Annotated in this window: 18 protein-coding genes; 16 read left to right on the top strand and 2 right to left on the bottom strand. The window is 43.6% G+C overall.

The features are described from left to right. The 7 genes from QUA00_RS01030 to QUA00_RS01060 all read left to right on the top strand — a co-directional run. A partial coding sequence (locus QUA00_RS01030) for a M12 family metallo-peptidase (protein ID WP_333408403.1) occupies window positions 1-3,942 on the top strand: 3,942 nt, incomplete at its 5' end. 325 nt (window positions 3,943-4,267) lie between these two features. Further along, on the top strand, window positions 4,268-5,629 hold the full coding sequence (locus QUA00_RS01035; RefSeq protein WP_333408404.1) for a cytochrome 450: 1,362 nt from the start codon (window positions 4,268-4,270) through the stop codon (window positions 5,627-5,629). Between the two features lie 62 nt (window positions 5,630-5,691). Further along, the gene (locus QUA00_RS01040) at window positions 5,692-5,883 is read left to right on the top strand and encodes a hypothetical protein (protein ID WP_333408405.1); all 192 of its coding nucleotides are present in this window, start codon (window positions 5,692-5,694) and stop codon (window positions 5,881-5,883) included. Window positions 5,884-6,019: 136 nt separating this feature from the next. Further along, window positions 6,020-6,565, top strand: coding sequence for a hypothetical protein (locus QUA00_RS01045; protein WP_333408406.1), 546 nt, complete (start codon window positions 6,020-6,022; stop codon window positions 6,563-6,565). Between the two features lie 116 nt (window positions 6,566-6,681). Beyond that, the gene (mtnA, locus tag QUA00_RS01050; RefSeq protein ID WP_333101759.1) at window positions 6,682-7,743 is read left to right on the top strand and encodes an S-methyl-5-thioribose-1-phosphate isomerase; all 1,062 of its coding nucleotides are present in this window, start codon (window positions 6,682-6,684) and stop codon (window positions 7,741-7,743) included. A gap of 4 nt (window positions 7,744-7,747) precedes the next feature. Further along, complete coding sequence (locus tag QUA00_RS01055) at window positions 7,748-8,269, top strand: type IV pilin-like G/H family protein (RefSeq protein ID WP_333408407.1); 522 nt, start codon at window positions 7,748-7,750, stop codon at window positions 8,267-8,269. A gap of 3 nt (window positions 8,270-8,272) precedes the next feature. Beyond that, complete coding sequence (locus tag QUA00_RS01060) at window positions 8,273-9,115, top strand: rhodanese-like domain-containing protein (RefSeq protein ID WP_333408408.1); 843 nt, start codon at window positions 8,273-8,275, stop codon at window positions 9,113-9,115. A 251-nt stretch (window positions 9,116-9,366) separates the two neighbouring features. Here the strand turns inward: QUA00_RS01060 and QUA00_RS01065 are convergent, their stop codons facing one another. Beyond that, window positions 9,367-9,714, bottom strand: a complete 348-nt coding sequence (locus QUA00_RS01065) for a hypothetical protein (protein WP_015174783.1) — start codon at window positions 9,712-9,714, stop codon at window positions 9,367-9,369. Window positions 9,715-9,955: 241 nt separating this feature from the next. Here QUA00_RS01065 and QUA00_RS01070 point away from each other — a divergent pair, with 241 nt between their 5' ends. After that, window positions 9,956-10,915 (top strand): cation diffusion facilitator family transporter, encoded by a 960-nt coding sequence (locus tag QUA00_RS01070; protein ID WP_333408409.1) that lies wholly within the window; start codon window positions 9,956-9,958, stop codon window positions 10,913-10,915. A gap of 204 nt (window positions 10,916-11,119) precedes the next feature. Here the strand turns inward: QUA00_RS01070 and QUA00_RS01075 are convergent, their stop codons facing one another. After that, window positions 11,120-12,541 carry a TIGR03985 family CRISPR-associated protein gene (locus QUA00_RS01075; protein WP_333408410.1) on the bottom strand — a complete coding sequence of 474 codons (1,422 nt, stop codon included), beginning with the start codon at window positions 12,539-12,541 and terminating at the stop codon, window positions 11,120-11,122. A 115-nt stretch (window positions 12,542-12,656) separates the two neighbouring features. Between QUA00_RS01075 and QUA00_RS01080 the strand changes: the two genes are divergently transcribed. From QUA00_RS01080 to QUA00_RS01115, 8 genes are all read left to right on the top strand, one after another. Further along, window positions 12,657-13,919, top strand: coding sequence for a Card1-like endonuclease domain-containing protein (locus QUA00_RS01080; protein ID WP_333408411.1), 1,263 nt, complete (start codon window positions 12,657-12,659; stop codon window positions 13,917-13,919). Beyond that, window positions 13,916-15,580, top strand: coding sequence for a Cas10/Cmr2 second palm domain-containing protein (locus QUA00_RS01085; RefSeq protein WP_333408412.1), 1,665 nt, complete (start codon window positions 13,916-13,918; stop codon window positions 15,578-15,580). Before QUA00_RS01080 ends, QUA00_RS01085 begins: the two co-directional genes overlap by 4 nt. Beyond that, window positions 15,543-16,226 carry an RAMP superfamily CRISPR-associated protein gene (locus QUA00_RS01090; RefSeq protein ID WP_333408413.1) on the top strand — a complete coding sequence of 228 codons (684 nt, stop codon included), beginning with the start codon at window positions 15,543-15,545 and terminating at the stop codon, window positions 16,224-16,226. Before QUA00_RS01085 ends, QUA00_RS01090 begins: the two co-directional genes overlap by 38 nt. Beyond that, entirely contained in the window at window positions 16,223-17,785 is a 1,563-nt protein-coding gene (locus tag QUA00_RS01095) for a CRISPR-associated protein Csx10 (protein ID WP_333408414.1), read from the top strand. Before QUA00_RS01090 ends, QUA00_RS01095 begins: the two co-directional genes overlap by 4 nt. Beyond that, window positions 17,785-19,284: an RAMP superfamily CRISPR-associated protein gene (locus QUA00_RS01100; RefSeq protein WP_333408415.1), complete on the top strand. Its 1,500-nt coding sequence runs from the start codon at window positions 17,785-17,787 to the stop codon at window positions 19,282-19,284. The genes QUA00_RS01095 and QUA00_RS01100 overlap by 1 nt, the downstream gene beginning before the upstream one ends. After that, a complete protein-coding gene (gene csx19 / locus QUA00_RS01105; protein ID WP_333408416.1) occupies window positions 19,271-19,888 on the top strand; it encodes a type III-D CRISPR-associated protein Csx19 in 618 nt (205 codons plus the stop codon). The genes QUA00_RS01100 and csx19 overlap by 14 nt, the downstream gene beginning before the upstream one ends. Window positions 19,889-19,960: 72 nt before the next feature. After that, window positions 19,961-20,548 carry a Uma2 family endonuclease gene (locus QUA00_RS01110; RefSeq protein WP_333408417.1) on the top strand — a complete coding sequence of 196 codons (588 nt, stop codon included), beginning with the start codon at window positions 19,961-19,963 and terminating at the stop codon, window positions 20,546-20,548. A gap of 39 nt (window positions 20,549-20,587) precedes the next feature. Further along, on the top strand, window positions 20,588-22,984 hold the full coding sequence (locus QUA00_RS01115) for a TIGR03986 family type III CRISPR-associated RAMP protein (RefSeq protein ID WP_333408418.1): 2,397 nt from the start codon (window positions 20,588-20,590) through the stop codon (window positions 22,982-22,984). Window positions 22,985-23,223 lie beyond the last annotated feature (239 nt).

The following is a 23,223-nucleotide window of genomic DNA, read 5'->3' on the forward strand; positions in this document are numbered from 1 at the left end:
CCCACACCTCCTACTCCCACACCTCCAACCCCAACACCTCCTACTCCAACACCTCCTACTCCAACACCTCCTACTCCAACACCTCCTATACCAACACCAACCCCAACACCAACCCCAACACCAACCCCAACACCTCCAATACCAACACCGACACCTGCTGGAATTAGTGTTAATGCTGCAAGTGGATTAACCACGACAGAAGCAGGCCAAACAGCCACATTTAATGTCAAACTCAACAGCCAACCTACTGCTGATGTCAAAATAGATTTAGGAAGTTCAAATACAACAGAAGGAACAGTTTCACCTGTCTCGCTGACTTTCAATTCTGGTAACTGGAATGCAGCGCAAACGGTAACATTAACAGGTGTTGATGATAATGTTGTTGACGGCGAGCAAGCTTACACGATTGTTACTGCCCCTGCTGTTAGTGCGGACAACAATTATAACGGCTTAAATGCAGCCGATGTCGCTGTCACCAATAGCGATAATGATACCCTAGCCAACAAACGCAATTCTTTATTCATTCCCCTGTCACCCGGGCAAGTTGTCGCAGAAGCTGACCTTGACGACCCCACTGTTAAGCGACAGCGCTTATCTAACGTCAAATTTGACTTAATAGACGACCCACAACAGAGTTTAGACGAAGGGCCGCTCAACCTTAACTTATTCAACGATACGTCTTTTGACGTAATCATTGACAAAGTACAAACCTCATCCAATGGACAAAGTTGGGTGCGGATTGGCAGAATTCAAGGTGCTTTAGATGACAGTGAAGTCATCTTGACCAACAGTAAAAAGGATGGCGTGGCGATCGGCAATATCAGGTATAAAGACAAATTTTACCAAATTCGTTATGCAGGTAACGGTCTGCACAGCATTCGAGAAATCGACCAAGCAGCCTTTCCCGATCCTGCCGAATTTAACCAAGAAAGCGATGCAGTTCCCGTCCCCAGCGACAGTTTGGCTGACCTTCCAGACATCAGCTACGATTTGACTGGCGACGACCCTGCGGTAATAGATGTCATGGTCGTTTATACCGCGTCAGCCAAAGACGCCGAGGGGGGTACTGATGCCATGAATACCTTGATTGACCTGGCCGAATCTGAAACAAATTTAGGTTACGAAAACAGTGGCGTCAACCAGCGGATACGAATAGTACACAGACAGGAGATATCCTACACCGAAAGTGGCAATGCCAGCACAGATTTAGGCAGACTCCGCAATACTTCCGATGGTTTTTTAGACAATGTTCACCAACTGCGGGACACCTATTCGGCTGACATGGTGAGCTTATTTGTTAATAGCTTAGATTACTGCGGTCTGGGTTACGTAATGACAAGTCCTAGCTATGGGTTTGCAAATTCAGGCTTTACTGTAGTCAAGAGGAGTTGTGCAGCAGGAAATTACAGCTTTGCCCACGAACTAGGACACAACCTAGGTGCTGACCACAATTCAGAAAACGCTTTTAGTGCTGTTTCTTATCCCTATTCTTACGGCTATCGGGATACCGCCAGCCCAAACACTTTCCGCACCGTAATGTCTTACCAAAGCGATCCTCCCACTACGCGGATTAATCGCTGGTCTAATCCCGATCGCACATATCTCGGCGAACCCACAGGAACGAGTTCCACAAATAATGCTCGCACGCTGAACAATACTGCAATTTACGGTGCTAATTGGCGGCACTCAAATGATAATCTTGAGAAGGCAAAAACTGTCAGCGGTAGTTCTTTTTCCACAACTGGCTTAAATGTCAATGGCACTAAACAGACAGGAGAATTAAATCACGCAGGTAACAGCGGTGGTAAATCTATTTGGTGGTCTTGGACAGCCCCAAGTTCTGGCCCGGTAACAGTTTCTACGGCGGGCAGTTCCTTCGATACTTTGCTAGGGGTTTACACTGGCAGTTCAGTTTCTAGTTTGGCGACTGTTGCTAGCAATAATAACGACCCTGCTGGAGGTCAAACCAGTCGAGTCAATTTTACTGCTACTGCCGGTACGACTTACAAAATAGCAGTAGATGGCTTCGGCGGATCGTCAGGTTATATTAATCTGAATCTGAGTCCTGGCGTCAACCGTCCGCCAGTCTTGACCATTCCGTTCCGTGAACAAGGTTTGAGCTTGCAACCGGGTTCGAGTCCTGGCAACTTGCAGTTTACTTTTCAAAACAACACTTTCACTGACCCCGATCCCGGCGATACGCTGACTTACACTGCTGATTGGTATGAAAATGTGAGCAATTTCGAGTGGCGAAATGTCAGCGGGGGGCGATCGCCAATCCCGACAAGTTGGAACCGCATTAGTCCCTTACCAACAGGAATGAGTTTCGACGCCAGCAGCCGCACTTTCAGGGTTGACAATAACTTGCCGCGCGGTCAAAACTACTGGATTCGGGTAACAGCCAGGGATGCTGCTGGTGCATCGGATATAGCATTTTTCGATGTTTACAATCAAGGTCGGGGTTCTGTAATCGACGGTTACATTGCTGGCGCTACTGTGTTCTTTGATGGTAACAAGAATGGGGTAAAGGATGCGAACGAATCCTCTACAATAACGGGCCCTAAAGGTGAATACGAACTCGATATTCCCTTGGAAACCTTTGACAAAAATCAGAATGGGGAAGTTGATCCAGAGGAAGGCAATATAGTTGCTTTTGGAGGCACTGACACCGCTACTGGTTTGCCACTAGAAACACCCGTCACAGCACCTGCGGATGCTACTGTTGTCACGCTGTTAACGAGTTTGGTAGTGGATTTAATTGATAAGGGAGTTGCACCGGAAACAGCGCAATCTCTTGTCAAATCTTCTCTGGCGATTCCCCCTGATGTTGACATCACCGATTTCGACCCGATCGACGCTACCAACAACAATCAACCGGGCGGAGTCCAAGTCTTATCCGAAATGGTCAAAGTCCAAAACTTCATCACTCAAACCAGCGGTTTGATTGACGGTGCTTCCAGTGCAGCTAGTCAGGATATTGTCAAAGCTGTTGTCAGTTCAATTACCGTTCAAATTCAATCCGGTACAGTTTTAAACCTCAGTAATGCAGCAGCCTTAGAACCAATCATTCAGCAAGCAGCAGCTAAAATCCAGCAAATAGACCCCAGTTTTAACAGCCAAACTGTTACCCAAATTACCTCCCAAGCTGCGACTGTAATGGCAACAGCCAATCAGCGCATTGATAGCGCTGTCTCCAACCCAACAGGAACCTCAATTCCTGAATCACTTGCCCGCGTCCAACAAGTAGCTTTAGGCCCAACTACTCAAGACTTCAAATCAGTTGGTAGCGGAAATAAACCTATTTCCCAGGTAGTTGCTGACAATACAGGTACTGCTTTAGATAGGAGAATTGAAGCTGTAGTATTGCCGGCTGTGATTGCAACTCCTGTTGTCAGCGGCGATGTAGATTTGGGCAGCAATTCCCCGAATGCAATTCTTGGTACCAATGGCGACGATATCCTGACTGGCGACAGCGCGAATAATTTGCTGATGGGCATGAGGGGCAATGATTCCCTCAATGGAGTTCTGGGGAATGACTCGGTTTTCGGTGGCAAAGGTAGCGATACTTTGCTCGGAAGTAGCGGTGATGATACCTTATTTGGCAACCGTGGTGCTGACATTTTGAATGGCGATGATGGTAATGATATGCTTTACGGAGGTAAGGGAGATGATTTACTGACGGGCGGTTTGGGACTTGATACTTTGACGGGAGGCATGGGAGTAGATAAGTTTTTACTCTCTACGAATTCCGGTACTGATACGATTACTGACTTTGAAGTCGGTAAAGATTTGTTAGTATTGGGTAACGGACTGATTTTCTCGCAATTGGCGATTGTCCAAGATAGCGGTTCAACTTTAATCCGGTTGGCTGCAACCGGAGAAATTTTAGCTTCTATTAATGGGGTATCGTCCACTCTAATTAATGTCGCAAATTTCGGCTAACTTTAATAGCAAGTAGTCGCACATAAATCGTATTTATGTGCGGCTATCAGAGAGTGGGGCTAATAGTTTAGATGCAGAAAGTAGATATACTTACCAGAAATCGTTATAAATTCCACTCAATCTCCGGGACAAGGCTAGACTTGGGCGCATACATATTCAGTAAAACTATATCTATATTGCCACTGCGTGCACCAATAAAGATGGCTATAGTTATACTTACTTATTTTGGCAATTAAGTGGGATTGAATACCGGCTCAATTGCCGCTCAATACCCTCTTGCTGCTAAATGCGAAGCGCGTTATGGCGAAGGATTCTCGGAGGAATTATGATGAACCTAAATTTAGATACTATTTTCTCATCGCTGATGAACCCGGCCCTGAACGAGTTTCAGGTTTGGGCTTTGCAAAACCCGGAGGAGAGTCTCAGCAAAACGATGCTACCTCCGATCGCCCTGATTGAGGGTTTGATTGCCAACGAACCCACGTATTTGCCGATAAAACGGCTGGCTTTTGGAGCGAACTTTTGCTGCGCGGGGCAAGTCGTGATGGGAGAGTTTGACACGCTGGAAAAAGCACTCACATCGCCCCAGGCGCGCGGATGGCGGCTTGGTACTTCTGTACTCGATCCCGATCGCGCGCCCAACCAAGATGTCGGCGGTAGGAACCTTTTCCTGCTGTCTTTGTCCGATCGCGCCACTGACGATACCAGCAACCACGCAGCATTCCGAAGCTGTATGCAGAAATATCTATTCAACAGTGCGACAACGGATCGCCAAGGGGACGAAATCGCCCGACGGTTGCTGCTGAGGCTAGCTGCAGATTATGCCGAGATGTCGCACGGTGCGGGGGGAGCGTTTTTTACCGATGTCAAGCGGGGTTGGATGGGATTTTTAGTCCGATATCTGCACTACGTCATCTTTGGGATTAATCCAGACGATTCAGAGTCGATCGAACTTCTCACCGAATTACATTACACTCGCCAAAGCCCGCTGCACTACTTCGCAGTCATCGGCAACCTGCTGCAAAGCCTGAACCTGTTTGGACACGGGGATTTGTCTACTCTAATCGAGCGTGCAGCGACTATCTATGAAAATTCCCCAGCTTTAGCCGACTTCCAGGAGAGCTCGGAAAACAACGGCATGACTAAGCGGGAATTGGCAAAGCTGATGACATCAATTATGGGCATAGCGGGACTGCAAGGCCCCCTGCACCTAGGCTACACGGCAATGGGATACCAGCCTCTCCCCGCCTATAAAGGACAGCAGACGGCCGAAATTAACCCGACTGATTTTTGGGACGAGCTCGATTTGGACGATCGCCAGTCGATCGAGCTGTTCCTCCTGGAATGCGCCCGCCTCTGGGCTCCCGTCAGCGCCACGCACCGAGTCGCGACAGAGCCTTTCACCGCAACGGTAGCGGGCAAAGATCGCACTTTCCCTGCCGGAACCAAGGTACTGATACCGCTCAGTTTGGGGCTGCTAGACGAGAGTTTCTGGGGTTCTACGGTATACGAATTCAACGCTAAGCGGGAGAATCTGTGCCCTTTTCATATGGGATTTCATTCCGTGGGCGATCGGAGTGCGGGACGGATTTGCCCCGGTAAAGACATCGCACTCAAGATGCTCGTGGATGTTGTGAGTACGGTAGGCAAAGTGCGACGAACCTCTGAGCCGAATTTGCAGGGGTAATTAATCCAAAAGCTCGCATCAGATAGCGGTTGAAACTGAGATATAGCCTTTCGATCTCTCATATGAGGTACTCATGGGCATCGGGCATCGGGCATCGGGCATCGGGCATCGGGCATCGGGCATCGGGCATCGGGCATCGGGCATACCTCACCACGCTTGAGAACCGCTATATTACACAATTCTCAAGAACAGGCAAGATGCCTGTTCCACAAAGAATTAATTGCTTGTGGGGTGGGCATCCTGCCCGCACATAAAAGCCTTATTGAGAATGGTGCAAGATGTGAGTTGAAACCGCACGCCACACAAACGAAGTCCGATCGATCGACTCAGAAATCAAGGGGGTATCTAATAGGAAACCAAAGCACAACAATTTTGAGGATAAATAATACCATGTTAATCGAACAAAAGCAACTAAAAGACATCGCGAATTGGATGAAAGTAGAACATCCAGCCGAGTTACCTGAAGTCCTGCAAGGTATCTTTTTTATGGACGGGAATGTTTTACCAGACCATTGTCTGACGATGCACAGTTCAGACTGGAATGCTGACCAACTGACGTTATTGCTGCGCGTTTTTGCCCCTGTTATCTGGACATTTCATTCATCAATGGCGGGACGGATGTTAATTTATTTTGTCAAATTTTCTCGCTTCAGCTACTTGTTTCGATTCTCTGATGCAACTTTGCAGCACGGACACATTTCGCCGATAGTGTTTGGATGGTGTGTGCCGCAGTGGCTTGTAGATTTTTTGATCGATCGAGATCCGAACACTCCGAATGGAGATATCTGGCATCGCACAAACTCGTTTTTCGGCAGACCTGCTGAGAGCGGATATATACTCCGCAGGATTGTAGACAAAGATGGCAACTACACATCAGCTTTTCCAGATATGCTTTCTAAAGTGGAGAGTGATTGTTTAATCATTGGCAAAGAGTGAAACTATTTAGGGAAACTACAAAACCCGCTTAATTAGGCGGGTTTTGTCGATCGAAGTGGCGGGAATAGTCGCCTTCATGGCATCATAGAAACTTGTCCCTCACATAATTGAAATAGATGACCGCTCAAAACTCCCCTGTTTCGCCCGTCACCTGGATGGAAGACCGAGTTCTGCTAATTGACCAAAACCGGCTGCCGAAAGAATACGGGGTAGTCGAAATTAGTCGCTGCGAAGATATGGCTGAGGCGATTAAAACTATGATAGTCCGAGGTGCTCCGGCGATCGGGGTTGCAGCAGCCTACGGGATGTATTTGGGGGCGCGAGAAATCGAAACGGGCGATCGTACCGAATTTCTCGCTAAATTAGAACAAGTTGGCGAGTTATTGCGTTCCACTCGTCCCACTGCGGTTAATTTGTTTTGGGCAATATCGCGAATGCTCAAAACTGCCGAGAGAACTAGCGGTTCTGTCGAACAAGTGCAAAAAACATTGTTAGAAATGGCCAAAACCATTCAAGCAGAAGACTTGCAAACTTGTAAAGATATCGGCGACAAAGGTTTAGAAGTTCTCCCAGCTACACCGGAAAAATTGAACTTACTAACTCACTGCAATGCAGGTGCATTAGCAACAGCAGGCTACGGTACTGCTTTAGGTGTATTTCGTTCTGCTTGGCGAGAAGGAAGACTCGGAAGAGTTTTTGCAGACGAAACTCGGCCCCGTCTCCAAGGTGCAAAACTAACCACTTGGGAATGCGTGCAAGAAGGAATTCCTGTCACATTAATAGCCGACAATATGGCAGCCCACTGCATGAAACTCGGCATGATTCACGCAGTAGTTGTCGGTGCAGACAGAATCGCTGCTAATGGCGACGCTGCTAATAAAATTGGCACTTACAGTTTAGCAATTGTTGCCAAAGCTCACAATGTCCCCTTCTTTGTTGCCGCGCCTCTGTCAACAATTGATTTTGAACTTTCCGACGGCAGCAAAATCCCCATTGAGGAACGCGATCCAGTTGAAATGTATCAAGTTGGAACTACGCGAATTTGTCCTGTGGGAGTAGAATTTTACAATCCCGCTTTTGACGTAACTCCGGCGGAATTAATCTCAGGAATTATTACTGAACACGGCACGGTTGCTCCTGGGGCGTTGAAACAGTTTCAGGCAAAACAATTAGTTTAATTGTATGTTTCTCAACCGCTCATTCCGCCTGTTATATGTGAAATTAAGCATGATTTCTAGCAGCCGCAACTGGCAGCTCAAAGTTGCGATCGCAGCTCTAACTCTGCCAGTTGTTTTCAGTCCTGTCTCGGAAGCTCAAGTGTCACAAACGCTTAAAGCTAAGGAATCACAAGCGAAAAATTTTGTGGGTTCGATGAATAAAGCCCAGCAAGTTTACTATGCTGAAAAAGCAGGCTTTACAAGTTCTGTTTCCAATCTATTGGTTTATCTCGGTCTCCAAGTTAAACCTAACTCAGCCAATTACAGCTACTCGATCGGCATGGTGAAAAAAGGTGCTGTATTTAACTACGGAGTATCGAAGCAAGCTAATCTCAAAAGTTTTGTGGGGGGAGTATTTTTGGTAGGAAACAATACCCAAACAATCTTGTGTATAAATGCTGCTCCTGGCAAGACTAAACCAGCTAATCCAACTAATACCAAAGGGGTTTTAGCCTGCGGTGCTAATACAGCCAAAGTTGCTCAATAAATCATGTCTAATTTACTGGGTAATTTAGCAAATAACTGGATAGTAAATGCAGATTTAGCTAAGCAATTGCTGGAACAAGAAGCTACTTTACTAGATGCTCGCGCACCTATTTTAAAGTGGTTTTGTCGTCTCCCACCAGCTATTCCCGTAACTTGGCAGGAATTTTCGCGTTCCGACTTTCCCCACAGGGGAAAAATTCTCGAAAACAACACAGTTTTAACTCAAAAACTGCAAGCAATTGGTATTTGTCAAGACAAACCGGTCATAGTCGTTGCCGATTCCGTGAAAGGGTGGGGCGAAGACGGGCGAATTGTTTGGATGTTGCGGACTTTGGGACACGAAAAAGCAGTTTTTGTCGATGGAGGATATCGGGCTTTAATCAAAGCTGGAATTAATCGAGTAAAAGCTGCAAACAATCGACAGAAAACAGGAGATTTTGTAATATCTCGCCGCTCGAATTGGGAAATTCAGCGGGATGAATTGAAAGCTATTTTAGGAGATGATAATTTAGTCATTATTGACGCCAGAGAGCCGCGAGAATATGCAGGTAAAACGCCTTACGGAGAACAGCGGGGCGGCCACATTCCCGGTGCGGTTCACCTTTACTATAAACAGTTAATGGACAAACAGGGAAAACTGCTGAGTCGTGGGGAAATTGTCGCTATTTTGCAGCAAAAAGGAGTTTCGCAGTCAACTCAAATTGTGAGTTATTGTACTGGGGGAATTCGCTCTGCATGGTTGACTTGTGTCTTGACAAATGTGGGATTTAATGCTAAGAATTATGCAGGTTCAATGTGGGAATGGTCGGCTTCGCCAGCCGATAGCTATCCCCTGACAAAAAATTAAAGCTAGCAATTAGAAATTAGTCGTAGGGTATGTCAGTCGTAGGGTGCGTCAGAAGAGAGTCTCTCAATTACCGATACAAGAAACCTAGCTGACGCACCTTACTAAGCCAATTAGTCCTAGGGTGCGTCAGAAGAGAGTCTCTCAATTACCGATAAAAGAACCCTAGCTGACGCACCCTACTGAAGCCAAAACGCCCATGATTCTAATGGGAATTTAACCTTGACAAACGCGCGGGCTTGAGGTTGAGAATTTCAACCGACTTGTTCGATATACTGAGCGAGATCGTCGCGCAGGCGGCTGAGTTCGGCTTCGGTGGTGACGCGCACGCGATCGTCCCTAACCGTAATCAGCACTTTTGCAGCAAAAGGAGTTGGCCAGATATTCGGGTTGCAGAAAACTTCCAAAAATACATCTCCTGCATACCGATATTCCATCGGTTTTTGGGGAGAAGCTTTAGCGCCAGCGGTTTTGGCTGCTACAGCTTTCAAGCTTTCCATCAAAGCTGCAATTTCGCTTTGCAAATCCCGCGCGGCTTGCGGGGAAAAGCTAAAGGAGACAGAACCTTCGACTAAATTCAGTGTCAGCGGAGAAAGAGACATGGGCAATGAAATTTAACATACTATTGTTAATGATAAAAAATATAGTAACCCAAAAGAAGTACATTCCAGCTCAATTGGACGGCGAAACTGGTATTAATTAAAAATTGTCTCAAGAAGCTAGGCTAAATTAATGAATATAAATCTAGTCGCAAGCTAGATTCAGCAATACTTTTAACCTTTTATGACTTGATAAGCTTTAAACTAGAAGCCAGAAAACTTGACGGCTGAGCGAGGATATTTTATGGTTGCCGATAACCGTTCCGAAGTCCGCAAGGTTTTAATAATTACTTTATTACTAAATTTGCTGGTGATGGCAATTAAAGCAGCCGTGGGATGGCTGACTGGTTCCCTCAGTTTGCTGGCAGATGCTTTGCACAGCGTCACGGACAGCGCTAATAATATTTTAGGATTGGTAACTAATCATTATGCCAATCCGCAGCCCGATCGCGATCATCCCTACGGACACCAAAAATTTGATGCTCTTGGAGCTCTGGGAATTGCTGCTTTTCTGGGAATTGCCTGTTTTGAAATTCTCAGCGGTGCTGTCGAAAGGCTGATTAACGGGGGTAAAGTTGTCAAAATATCCCCAAATGAATTGTGGATTTTGCTGATTGTACTGGGGATTAATATTTTTGTCACTTTTTACGAGCGCAGAGTTGGCCAACGTCTCGGTAGCGCGATTTTAGTGGCTGACGCTCAGCACACGATGAGCGATGTTTGGGTGACAATTATGGTTATCGGCGGGTTGATTGGTGTTTGGCAAGGGCAGGTTTGGAATATACCTCAACTGCAATTCCTGGATGTGTTTTTGTCTTTTCCTGTGGCTGTTTTGGTATTTAGCAGCGGTTGGAAGGTTTTAAGGGAAAATCTGCCTTGGTTGGTGGATGAAATGGCGATCGCACCGGAAGTTATTCACGCGATCGCGATCGATGTACCGGGGGTTGTCAACTGTCACTCGATCGCCTCCCGTGGCGTTGTAGGGCGTCAAGTATTTATTGAGATGCACATGATTGTGGATGCTGTCGATGTAGAAACAGCTCACCGGATTACAGAAGAAGTAGAAGCCCGTTTGGAAGAACGTTTTAGCCCTGTACGCATCTTAATTCACGTTGAGCCGCCGGCTTACCATTCCGACCAAATTAGCTACGATTCTGAAGAAAAAAAAGAAGGAAAGAGGAAGCAGGAAGGAGGAAAAATGTAGGGTGTATGCCAAGCAAACAGCAGCTTGAGGGATGAAGGAGGAAGGCGGTTTTTGCGATCGCAATTCCTCCAATTTTTTAAATGCTATCAAGGGAATTAAAGCGATCGCACTTAATTTAGTGCTAGTTTTCCACAGGAAAAGGGGGGTTTTCCACAGAAATCAGCAAGTTTTCCACAATAGCTTTGATAATTATCGAGCAAAAGACTATTGGTACAAGTTCCGAGTTTTTTGGATTTCTACGGCCATTTTCTGTCGCAAGTCCCAAGGAAGCAGAATTTCGACTTCTGAACCTAAAGCGCGCAACCACCTCAGCGGGTAGTAGTCTGTCTCTCGGTAAGTGACTTGGTAGTAAGCATCGTCGGTTGGGCGAGACTGGAGGATTTGTAAAAGTGCCGATCGATGTTCTGGGTTGGGAGTGTATTGTGTGATTAATGTGGCGGCGCGATCGATATCTATGGCGGTACAGGTATGGTGAATGCTGATTCCCTGCATATAACTTTGATGAAAAGTGCGATCGAACCGTAATACCATCAGCGCAGTTTCTTTATAAAAATCGCAGCCCCAAGCTTCCTTTAACATATCGTTAACTGTTTTGGGAGTTGGCAGGTTATTTTCCTGATATTTTTCTTTGAGTAATTGCGGAACCCGATAATCTTGCCAATCCAAGGATTCTAGACGTTTTGAAATTATGCGATCGAGCCGATATTTGTACCAATTAATTTCACCTCTGGGGGTGCTGCCGTAGGCACACAAATATTTAGCTCGATCCATAAAGTAAATACAAACAGGATAAACAACGCACTCTTTAATCTGATCTAGATGAGCGCTGCGATAAGTTAATAGCAAAGGAGCGATGTTTTGAGAATCCCACATTTCCTGCACTTCGCTCTGAAATTGATCGACAGCATCTTGCATGGGACTAGATTCGGGTACGAGATAATCAACGTACAAAAAGACGCGGTGATTATCTTCATCAACTACCTCTTCTGAAAATTGGTCGGCTAATAAAGGCAAACTTGGGTCGAGAAAACTAAACATCCCCAAAGTAGCAGCGAGATAAGCCTGTGTTTTTGGAGTCAAGTTGCTGTCTGTATTGGGGTTTTCTGTTTGACTGGAAAGTGGCGGTATTTGTTCAACTCGGCGGTAGTTTTTACTTCTACCCGTCACGCTGGTTAACCGTTGCAGCAAATGCCTATCCACCAATAAATCGAAGTCATTTTGCAGCGATTTTCGCACCTGAGCAAATAACTTTTCTGCCAATAGCTCGTCTAAATCGAGTTCGGAAATTGCAATCTGTTTTCGTAAAGAGCGCCGCCACTCGTTTACAGACACGTCCTCTTTAATCAACCACTGTTTCGTTGTTTTGTTGCAAGCACAATTTGGATCTGGATAGTTGGCAATATCTTCTTGCTTTTCATCTTTGTAATTCTCGCCAAAGAAAGCTGCGCGCCAATCAGCATAGGTAAAGGGACTGCTAAGGGCAATATATCCCTCGTCGCTGTACAGCCAACTTAACAAAACCCATAACCTGATGGCGCGGGTGAGATTGTGAATTTGGTCGAGGGAGCCGTTGGCTAGCTGCTGTAAAATTTTGGGGTTGGGGGGATTGCGAAAGGTTGGGTTCACTGTCGTTTGGTGAATTTATGTTGTTTTTTATAGCGTAAGGGCGATCGGAAGGGGGTGTTTCCGATAGTATGCAATAATTGGCGTACAAGTTGAGCAAGACGGAGAGACAGGCTTTATGAGTACATCTGAGTTCGACAAGTACAAAGTTGACCACCTGTTTTTGCTGATTGGCGAGAACCCTTTGCCGAATTATGTTGCGGCGAGACTTTTGTTAAATCCAGGAGGTACGCCCTACCTTGTGTACACGACTGGTACAGAGAAGCCAGCCAAGCGTCTGCAAACAATATTGAGTAGCGAACCAATTGGTTTAAAGACAGCTCAACTTGTGTCGCTCAACGATGGCGAAGCTGATGCCTATCAGATTCAAAAGGCAATTCGCTCCAAGCTAGAAACTATCAAGGATGGAAAAATTGGATTGAATTATACGGGCGGTACGAAGGCGATGGCTGTACACGCTTACAGAGCAGTTTTTAGCAAAGAGCGTCCCCAGACTGTGTTTAGCTATCTTGACCCGCGTAAATTAAAGATGTGCATAGACAGCGAGAACACTCCCATCGAACCAATCAAAGTGAAACCAGAGATGTTGCAAGTTCAACTTGCAAAACTTTTCCAAATTCACGGCTTAGAGTTGGACGGAAATCCTACAAAAAAAGCACACTTACCGGAATTAGCAGCAGGACTAGCAACAGTATTTAAGGATGAAAATCAAGCAAAGCGTTGGTTTGATTGGTACTACAACGTATTCTGCCAAGAGGCACGCAAGAAGAAAAATAGTAATTATGGTGATTGGAAAAGCAAGTCTGAGCTAGCGGGATTATCGATATCTGTCGAAACAGCACCGCCAGCAGTCATTAAATACCTAAAAAGAGAAAACTTGGTTACACCGGATGATAAAATATCGTTACAAGTAGTACAACAAAAAGGAATTTTTCCGGAAATCAAACATTTTTGTAAATACTTGGATGGTTTGTGGTTAGAGCATTATGTTTTGCAGCAAGTCAAAAATATTGCCGATTTGCATTCCATCAAGGACTATGGACTTAATTTTGAAGTTCCTCTTAAAGGAACTAGAAATGGATTTGAATTTGATGTAGCGTTTACACGAGGTTATCAGCTTTTTGCGATATCTGTCTCAACAACTAGCAAAAGAGACTTATGCAAAGTAAAGCTGTTTGAAGCCTACTTACGAGCGCGACAAATGGGCGGTGATGAAGCAAGAGTCGCTTTAATTTGCTGTACTGACGAACCAGATACTCTCAAAGCAGAGGTAGCAGTGCTAGATGACAAAAAGATTGCTGTATTTGGACGTGATGACCTAATGGATTTAGCGAGCAGGATTGCAGAATGGATTAAGCAAAATGATAAGGATGCAAGATGAAAAATTTTACTGTCACTGTACTAGATACAACAGGAATTCAACCCTACATTTTCGGTAGCAACCGCCTGCGCGAAAATATTGGTGCATCTTACCTAGTTTCTCAGGCAACAGATGACTGGGCTAGAGAAGCTTTAGATACTTTCGCGCGCAAAGATATAAATCGAAAAGTTTACGCATTCGCTCCTAAACAACATCAACCAGATGCAAAACCGCGCATCGAAGATGATGGACTAGCTGCTGAATTAGTTTATGCAGGTGGTGGCAATACAATCTTGCTGTTTTCAGATAAGAAATATGCCGTGCAATTTACTCAAATTTTGAGCAAGCGAATCTTAGAAGAAGCACCAGGAATTAATCTTGTAGCTGTTCATCAAGAATTTGATTGGGATAGTCAATCTCTATATGATGTCGTTCAGAATTTGATGAAAAATGACTTGGATGCCAAAAAGCGCAGCCGGATACCCTCTGCACCATTGCTGGGTTTGGGTGTGACTGCAACTTGTCGATCGACTCAGTTAGTCGCTGTAGGTGAAAGTGAAAAATTTGAAGATGACGAACCCTATCTTATTTCGACAGAGATTGATGCAAAAATTAAAGTTGTTTCTAAAGCTAACGATAAACTGCAAGCAATGTTTTCCACTTCTTTAGATGCCTATGAATTCCCTCTGAGAACCGACAAAATGGGGCGTTCTGAAGGAGATTCTAGCTATGTTGCTGTGATTCATGCTGATGCCAATGGTATGGGTAAGCGGTTTCAAAATTTTGGCAAGGATAAAGGCAACCGGGACTACATTATCGATATGCGTAAACTTTCCCACAGCGTTAATCAGGCCGGTATTAATGCACTGAAAAAAGTAATAAAAATACTGGTTGAATCGATTGAGGTAGATACAGATGGGAAGAGAAAGGTAAAAGGTAAGTTTGAAATAAGAAATAATTATTTACCCTTCCGTCCTCTAGTCTATGGTGGTGATGATGTCACGTTCGTTTGTGATGGACGCTTAGGTTTAGAACTGGCTGCTATGTATCTTGAAGCACTCGAAAACCAGCCAATTGCAGATAATGAGGATATTAAAGCTTGTGCAGGAATTTGTGTTGTGAAAACTCATTATCCCTTTGCACGCGCTTATCAACTTAGCGAAGATTTGTGCCGAAAAGCTAAAAAATTTGTTAAAGATGAAGACAAAGGAGATTTCTCAGCTTTGGATTGGCATCTAGCAGCCAGTGGCTTAAGTGGATCGATTTCTGAAATTCGCGATCGCGAATTTCAAGTACCTGCAGGTAATTTGGCAATGCGACCTATTAGTTTAAAACAAGAAATAGATAGCGATTGGCGTACTTGGCAAGGTTTCACCAAAGTAGTCAAGCACTTAAATGAAGATGAAGATTGGAAAGGTCGTCGAAATAAGGTGATTGCTTTACGAGATGTACTGCGTCAAGGAATTGAAGCAACTCAGAATTTTCTCAAAAACTACAGAATAAAGGATGAGCAACTGCCAACTTTCCCAGAATCTAGTGGTCGTAGTGATAATTTAGCTAAAGATGGTTGGCTAGATGGAGTATGTGGTTACTTTGATGCCATTGAAGCGATGGACTTTTATATCTCACTGAGGGAAGAATCAGATGCCGATTTACAGATTGAAAATAAAACTGCTGAGTGATACAACTTTTGGACGGGGAGATGGAGTCGCAGGTTTAATTGACCAAGAAGTCGAACACGATTCTTTTGGTTTTCCCTACTTGCGGGGGCGTACTCTCAAGGGATTGCTGAGTGAAGAATCCGATAACTTAATTGCTGTGTTAACTAATCATAAACAGGATTGGGAAACAGTTGCTTGCAATTTGTTCGGTACGTTGGGGAGTACCATCGGCACAATTGCAGCAGTTCATGTAGGCGATGCTTCCTTGCCAGAGGATTTACGCCAAGCAGTTGCTCATCAGATTCAACAAGAAAAGGAACAAGAGAAAAGATTAACAGAAAAAGATGTACTTTACTCTCTAACAACTATCCGTCGTCAAACTTCTATCGACTCACAATCCGGTACACCAGATGAGGGGAGTTTGCGTTCATTTCGTGTAGTTTTGCGCGACCTTTGTTTCACGGCTGACTTAATTTTTGAAAAGATGCCAAGTGATGAAATGCTATCGCTTTTAGCAGTTGGTGCGTTGGCACTCCGGCGCTTAGGAAGTGGCAGAAATCGAGGTCGCGGTCATGTGCAATGTACGTTAAATGATGCAGATGGTAATGATATCACGCATCACTATGCCAACTATTTTGGACAAGGAATTAAGGAGAAAGTTGCATGAAAGCAATTACTTTAACATTACAAACTCAGCAACCAATTCTCGCTACTTCATTTCAAGGCGATCCCAACAGTGATGTATCGTATTCTTACATTTCTGGTAGCATGATTCGCGGTGCAATGATTGGACGTTATATGAGGCAGAATCAGTTAGCAGAACTGGATTTAATCAATAAGGAAGTGAAGCGATTATTTTTCGATGCCAACAGTACGCGCTACTTAAATGCTTATCTTTTGAGTGATGAAAAGCAACCGCAACGTACTCTTCCCCTGCCTTTATGTTGGTTCAAGGATAAGGATGAAGAACTTAAGGAGGATTCGCCTATTACTGTCTATGATTTCAGTATTGAGAGAGGAGACAATCCAGAAACTCCAAAGTCTGTTGGTGAATACTTCTGGAGAAAGGAACGGGGAGTTGTCAAACTATACAAAGAAAAGCGGCGGATTAATATTCATAATTTTCGTGATCGCCAAAAAGGACGTTCTACAGATAATCAAGGTGAACTTTTCCGCTACGATGCCCTAGAGGCGGGACAAACATTTCAATCAGTCATCCTCTGCGAAGATAGAGACGCGATCGCAATTCAGATGTTATTAGTCACCGAACCAAACATCTGGCTAGGGGGTTCTCAAAGTGCCGGATACGGACATACCAAGATTATAGATGTAAAATCTCTTAATGATTGGGATGAAATTGGAGATCCAGCAGAAAACCGTGAAAATAATGAGGAAATTTTAAATATTACACTTTTAAGCGACACGCTTTTAAGGAATGAATGCGGTCAAGCTGTAGCAGATCCAAGGATAATTAAACAAGCTATTGAGGAAGTGTTAAATATCTCATTACCTGAACCTAGCAATGTTTTTGTGGCTAGCACTTTAATTGGTGGATTTAACCGTAAATGGGGATTGCCTTTGCCTCAAGTACCAGCATTGGCAGCAGGAAGTGCGATCGTTTTCAAAGATATTGAGATAAATGAATCACAAATTAAACAACTTGAAGCCTATGGAATTGGGGAGAGAAGAGAAGATGGTTTTGGTCGAATTGCTGTAAATTGGTTAAAAAAAGAAGAGTTTTCAGCCAGTTTAGCTAAACCATCTAGTAGCTATACTTCTTTGAAAAAAGAAAGTTCACATCTTTTGGCTGAACAAATGGCACAAAGATTGTTAGAGCAAAAGCTAGAGCAATATCTTCAAACAAAGGTGGGACGTTTCAAATTGGATGAATGCATCACTAACAGCCAACTGTCACGACTACAATCTGTGGCACGACAAGGACTTCCCAATGGCGATTGTAGTTTAGTGATCTCGCTGCTCAACAATTTACCATCGAATGCTAAGAGTCAGTTCGATCGCACAAAAATCGGCGATAAATCATTCAGACAACAGCTAGATGAGTGGTTGAGTAACCCAACTGATTGGATTAATGGAATAGAAGTAAGAATTGCTAATATCGATCGCAAGTTTGATGACGATCGCGCCAGAGAAGATAAGCTAGCTGAAAAGTACACGCTGCGGCTGATTATGGCGGTAGCGAAGAAGGCAACTAAGGAGAAAAAATGATGACTCAAGAACGTCTAAAGCGCTGTCACCGCCCGATCGCCCAACGCATCATTGTACGGGGTACGTTAATCTTAGATACGCCGACTTGCTTGGGAAGCGGTGATGCAGAGAGTCCAACGGATATCGCATTGCTGAGAGATAGCGTGAGCGACTGTACGCTTTTAACTGGTGCATCGATTGCAGGTGCTTTGCGAAACTACTTGCGGGAGTACCAACACGGATACGGTGTAGAGGAAGAACAAAATGGCGATCGGGCTACTAACTTATTTGGTGGTACTCGTCGCGATCCTGAAGGCGAACAAAGTCCATTAATTGTCAATGATGCTATTAGCAGCACTATCCCGACTGTGGAATTAAGAGATGGTGTAGAAATTGAACTCACAACTGGCACAGCCAAACCCGGCCATAAATATGACTTGGAACTGTTAGCGGCAGGAACAGAATTTCCGCTCTACTTTGAATTGCTCATAGAAAAAAATAAAGCTCAAACAGAACAGCAACCATTAATTAATTGTTTAGCATTAGCCTTAGAAGGTTTAGAACGAGGTGAAATCGGGATTGGCATGAAAAAGCGGCGCGGTTTTGGTCGCTGTCATGTCAAAGAATGGCAGGTTTGGAATTTTAACTTGGAAGATGCGATTGATCGCACTTCGTGGTTAAGTTTTGAACATTGGCATACAGGTTTATTTCCCGATCGCGAAACTTATTCATCAATTGCTACAGCTCTGGGAGTATCATTAGAGAATCAGGATGATAAGCGCGATCGCTTCCTCATCCACGCCGAATTCAAATTAGTCGGTTCTCTCCTGATCCCTTCCGGTCAAGATTCTACTGGACGCGCCCCTGATGTTGTACACTTAAAATCTCATCGACATAACGAAACTAATCCAGTATCAGTATTATCTGGTACGAGTTTAGCAGGAGTATTACGACATCGTGCTGAGAGGATTATTAATACCCTTGAGAAGCCAACAAGCATCATTGATGAAGTATTTGGCCCTGACTTTAGCAAGGATAAAAGCAAACAGGCAAAAGCAAGCCGTTTAGTTGTCCATGAAAAAGTTATCAAAGATGCAACTGAATTAGTACAAAATCGGATTGCGATCGATCGCTTTACAGGTGGTGCGTATCACGGTGCATTATTTGAGGAACAACCTATCTTTGGTGGTGATAAAACCATTGTCACTATTGAACTAGAGTTACGCAATCCATACAACCATGAAATTGGATTATTGTTACTCTTGCTGAAAGATTTATGGACAAGTGATTTACCTGTTGGAGGTGAAAGTAGTATCGGGCGGGGAAGGTTACAGGGAAAAAACGCAACCTTGACCCAGTATATCTGGGATCGGGAAAAAAAGTTACAGCATAAAGAGGTATGGACGATCAATCAAACAGGTGAAAAAGAACCCCTTGTAGTGAGCGATTCTGGTAGATTAGAAAAATTTTTTCAAAAATTAGTCAATTATCCAACTGAGGTATTGAATGCTAATGAATAAACCCGATTGCAAAACCCTTGAAGATACTCAGGATATTATGGATACGCCTTCTTTGTACAACTGGTTACAAGCTAAGGCAAAGCAGTATCAATTTCAAAACTTATTATCTCATGGTGACGATAGAGTAATTTGGTTATTAGCTCATGCTGATGATGGAGTAATTTGGGGTAAATTTAGAGGCGATGACTACAAGTTGGTGACATCAGGAGATGAGGATGTATTTCCCCAATTGGCTAAATTGCGATCGCCTACTCTCCAACAATGTCGAATCTTTGGTGAAAATGCTGAAGTTATGCTTTGGAAAGTCGGAAAAAACTGGACAGCACGTCTAGTTCAAGATGACAATAAACCAGAATGTCTACCAGATGAAGATCAAATCCTTTGGGGAACTCAAGTTGAGAAAGAATCAAATGGATTTAGTTTAGTTTCCGATGGTTCTCAAGGATTAAAACACGCTGTACCTTTAACTGGGATTACTTTCAAAGGTAAAGATTCTCGCCCCTTACGTTTGAAAGTACGTCATTATATTGATTATGATGAGAGCGGTGTAGCCAGAATTTATCTGAGTCGCCTGGTAGATTTATATTCTCATCCAAAAAAGTAGATTGTAGTAACCAGTTATGTAATTTCAAAAACACTTGTTAAAATAGGAATACATTGCATCAAGGAGGGAATTATGATCGCCAATAGTGAACAAGATCAAAAAATGACGGCGGCACAATACCTAGAATGGGAAGCCAAGCAGGAACTTCGCCATGAATACATTGACGGCGAAATTGTAGCGATGACAGGAGGCTCTCTACCTCATAATGACATTGCTCTTAACTTATACAGGGCTTTGTACCCTCATTTGCGTGAGAGGGGCTGTCGAGTTAATGTGTCAGATGCGAAAGTTCAGGCTCGTAAAAATAGTCGCTATTTCTATCCCGATTTAGTTGTCAGTTGCGATCCTGATGACTTGAAATCACGAGAATTTATTCAAAAACCGAAAGTGATTGTTGAGGTTCTTTCTCCGGGTACAGCGAATTACGATCGCACCAAAAAACTCAAATATTATCGCCAGATTCCGAGTTTGCAAGAATATGTCTTAGTGGATTCAGAAGAAATAGTAGTTGAGGTTTATCGTCGAGGAGAAGGTAAAATGTGGCTTTATTATGAGTATGAAGCTGGGGAGGCTATCGCTCTAGAAAGTATTGAGTTTGAATGTGCGATCGAACTTTTGTATGAAGAGGTTAGTTTTGAGCAAGAGTCAGAAGATAAATAGAGATTAAGTGAAATTACTGAACTATAAGGAGATTGAATTATGAATCCTAAACATATTGGTGAAGTTCCCGCTCACAGAAGAGCGATCGCACCTTACAACTTTGTCGAACTTCCCGATACAGTTGTCGAAGCAGAACTACCTTTACCAGAGGGCGATCGCTATCATCCAGATTATCACACAGGAAGGATTGAATGCACTTTGACCACTGAATCTCCTTTGTATATTCGCTGTGGACTAACAACGAAAGAATTTCAAGCTATTAAAGAAGCAAAAGATTTACCTGATTTTTTCTACACCGATCCAGCATCTAAATCTGAAAAACCCGTTCTTCCTGGCAGCAGCTTACGTGGAATGCTACGAACTTTGGTGGAAATTGTCAGCTTTAGTAAAATTGACCGCGTAACCGACAACAAACTATTCTATCGGTCACTTGGCGATCCGGCTTTAAGGGATATTTACCAAGCTAATTTTGTTGAAAATCTTGGCAAAGTACAAGTTCCGCCACATCCTCAATCTGACTGCTATCGAGCTAAAGTTAATGCAGGTTTTTTACGCAAGCGTAATAACTATTACGTTATTGAAGAATATGGCTATGGACGTATCGATAGACATACTATTAATAGAGTCATTCCTAACCTGGCAAATTACCCTAATATTCCAACTAAACCACTCTATCAAGGATCTAAACAAGGAAAAACTCCAAGCTGGACATACCAGCACCAAACTATCTATGTGGAGATGGATGAGCATGAGCAAAATTATTTCTTCCCTCGCCAAATAAACAGCAATGGAAAGGAGCGCCATCCCAATCTTTATTTACGCTTTCGTAAAGTTCACTCTGCTAGTTTTACTCCTGTACCAGATTTACAGAAAGGAACGCTTGTAATAACAGGAGATATGCAGCACAAGCATCTAGAATTTGTTTTTTTAGACGAAAAGTTAAATGAACATCCAGTCTCGGATGAAATGGTCAGACGTTTTCAAGATGATGACCAAGTAACCAAGTGGCAGGAAGATGCTTTCCCAAAAGATAACCCTACTCCTAATTGTCGTCAGCAAAAGGGATATCTTCGAGAGCGAGAACCTGTGTTTTTTCTGTTAAATGAGGATGGGAAAACAGTTCGATTTTTTGGTAGAGCGCAGATGTTTCGGCTTCCATACGATCTCTCTCCACTCGATTTAGTACCAGAATCACTAAAAGATTATTCAGTGAGGGATCTCCCTGATACTATCTTTGGCTATGTGAATGGGAAAGGACGAGATGTAGCTCGTGCGAGTCGTGTGTTTGTTGGCGATGCTACTTGTGTGTCTTCTGGTAATGTCTGGTGGAAGGGTGATTCAGAGAAGATAACCACACCCAAAATTTTAGCGAGTCCAAAACCAACTACATTTCAGCATTATTTGGTGCAAACCAGTACCGATAGAACACAATTAAAACACTACTCTCCTCAACCTGAGCAAAATAAAACAGTGCTTCGCGGGCATAAGCTGTACTGGCATAAGCCACATGGACACGAAGATATTGAAGAAACTGATACGGCGGAAATTGAGAAGAAAAAATCGCAATATACAAATATCAAACCAATCAAAGCAGGTATTTCCTTTAAATTCTACATTCGCTTTGAAAATCTGAGTAAGGTTGAACTGGGTGCGCTGTTGTGGGTGTTGAGTCTCAGCAGCGATAAATCGCAAACACTCAAAACTGGTAAAGAGGGTGAAAAATACTGTTTTTCTCTTGGTATGGGTAAACCGTTGGGGATGGGTGCGGTGAATATTGACTATGAATTGCATTTGAGCGATCGCAAAGAACGCTACAAAAATCTCTTTAACGGTACTAAGTGGAAAACTGGTGAAGAAGACCAATCTCAAACGCCTGAAAAAGAAGAAGAATGTGTGAAAGCATTTGAGAAATATATACTTGATTGGATTTCTTGTCAGGATTATCCAAAAGATCGAGATAGAGAACAACTCCAACACTTAAAGCAGTTGCCACGAATCGAAATGTTATTGGCAATGTTGCAATGTGAAGGTTTACAAAACTCACTCCATGCTGAGTATATGACGATTGAACCTAACGAGTACAAAGAGCGCAGAGTGCTACCAACTCCGTTACAAATAGCACGAATCGATGATAATCGCAGAGTCGCTCCAACTTTTTCACCAAGTACGCTACCAAGTGTTGTAGTTAAGTCAGAACGGCAAGTGGAAATTGCTAAAGCTGTTAAGTCAAAAAAGTTTGAGATTGGACAAATTTTGGAGGCTACTGTAGCTCGCATCAACAGCAATCACGTAACTTATCATATGTTGGAAGTCTTAAAGCTTACGGAGAAGGAGCCTAAAAAAGCAGCTTTATTGAGAGAAGGACAAGCAGTTCATGTAAAGATTACTGCTCTCAAAGAAGATGGGAGTATTAAAAGTGTCAAATGTGCGGATTGAGTGGCTTTCCCATAAAAGCGATCGCACTTCCAACTTTTTGCACAGAGGCTTTATTTATATCTAAACGGGCGGCTCCTTTCCTAATTTATGTATCACCTTGTTGATATGCTTTAACTATTTTTTCACTAAACTCTATCTGATAACGTTTCATTTTTGGATCTGATCTACTGAATACCGTGTACCACATACAAATGGAATATGCTGGATGATTACAAATACCGATCGCAACTTGGACAACG

Source organism: Microcoleus sp. T2B6, from assembly GCF_036700475.1.
GTDB lineage: Bacteria > Cyanobacteriota > Cyanobacteriia > Cyanobacteriales > Microcoleaceae > Microcoleus.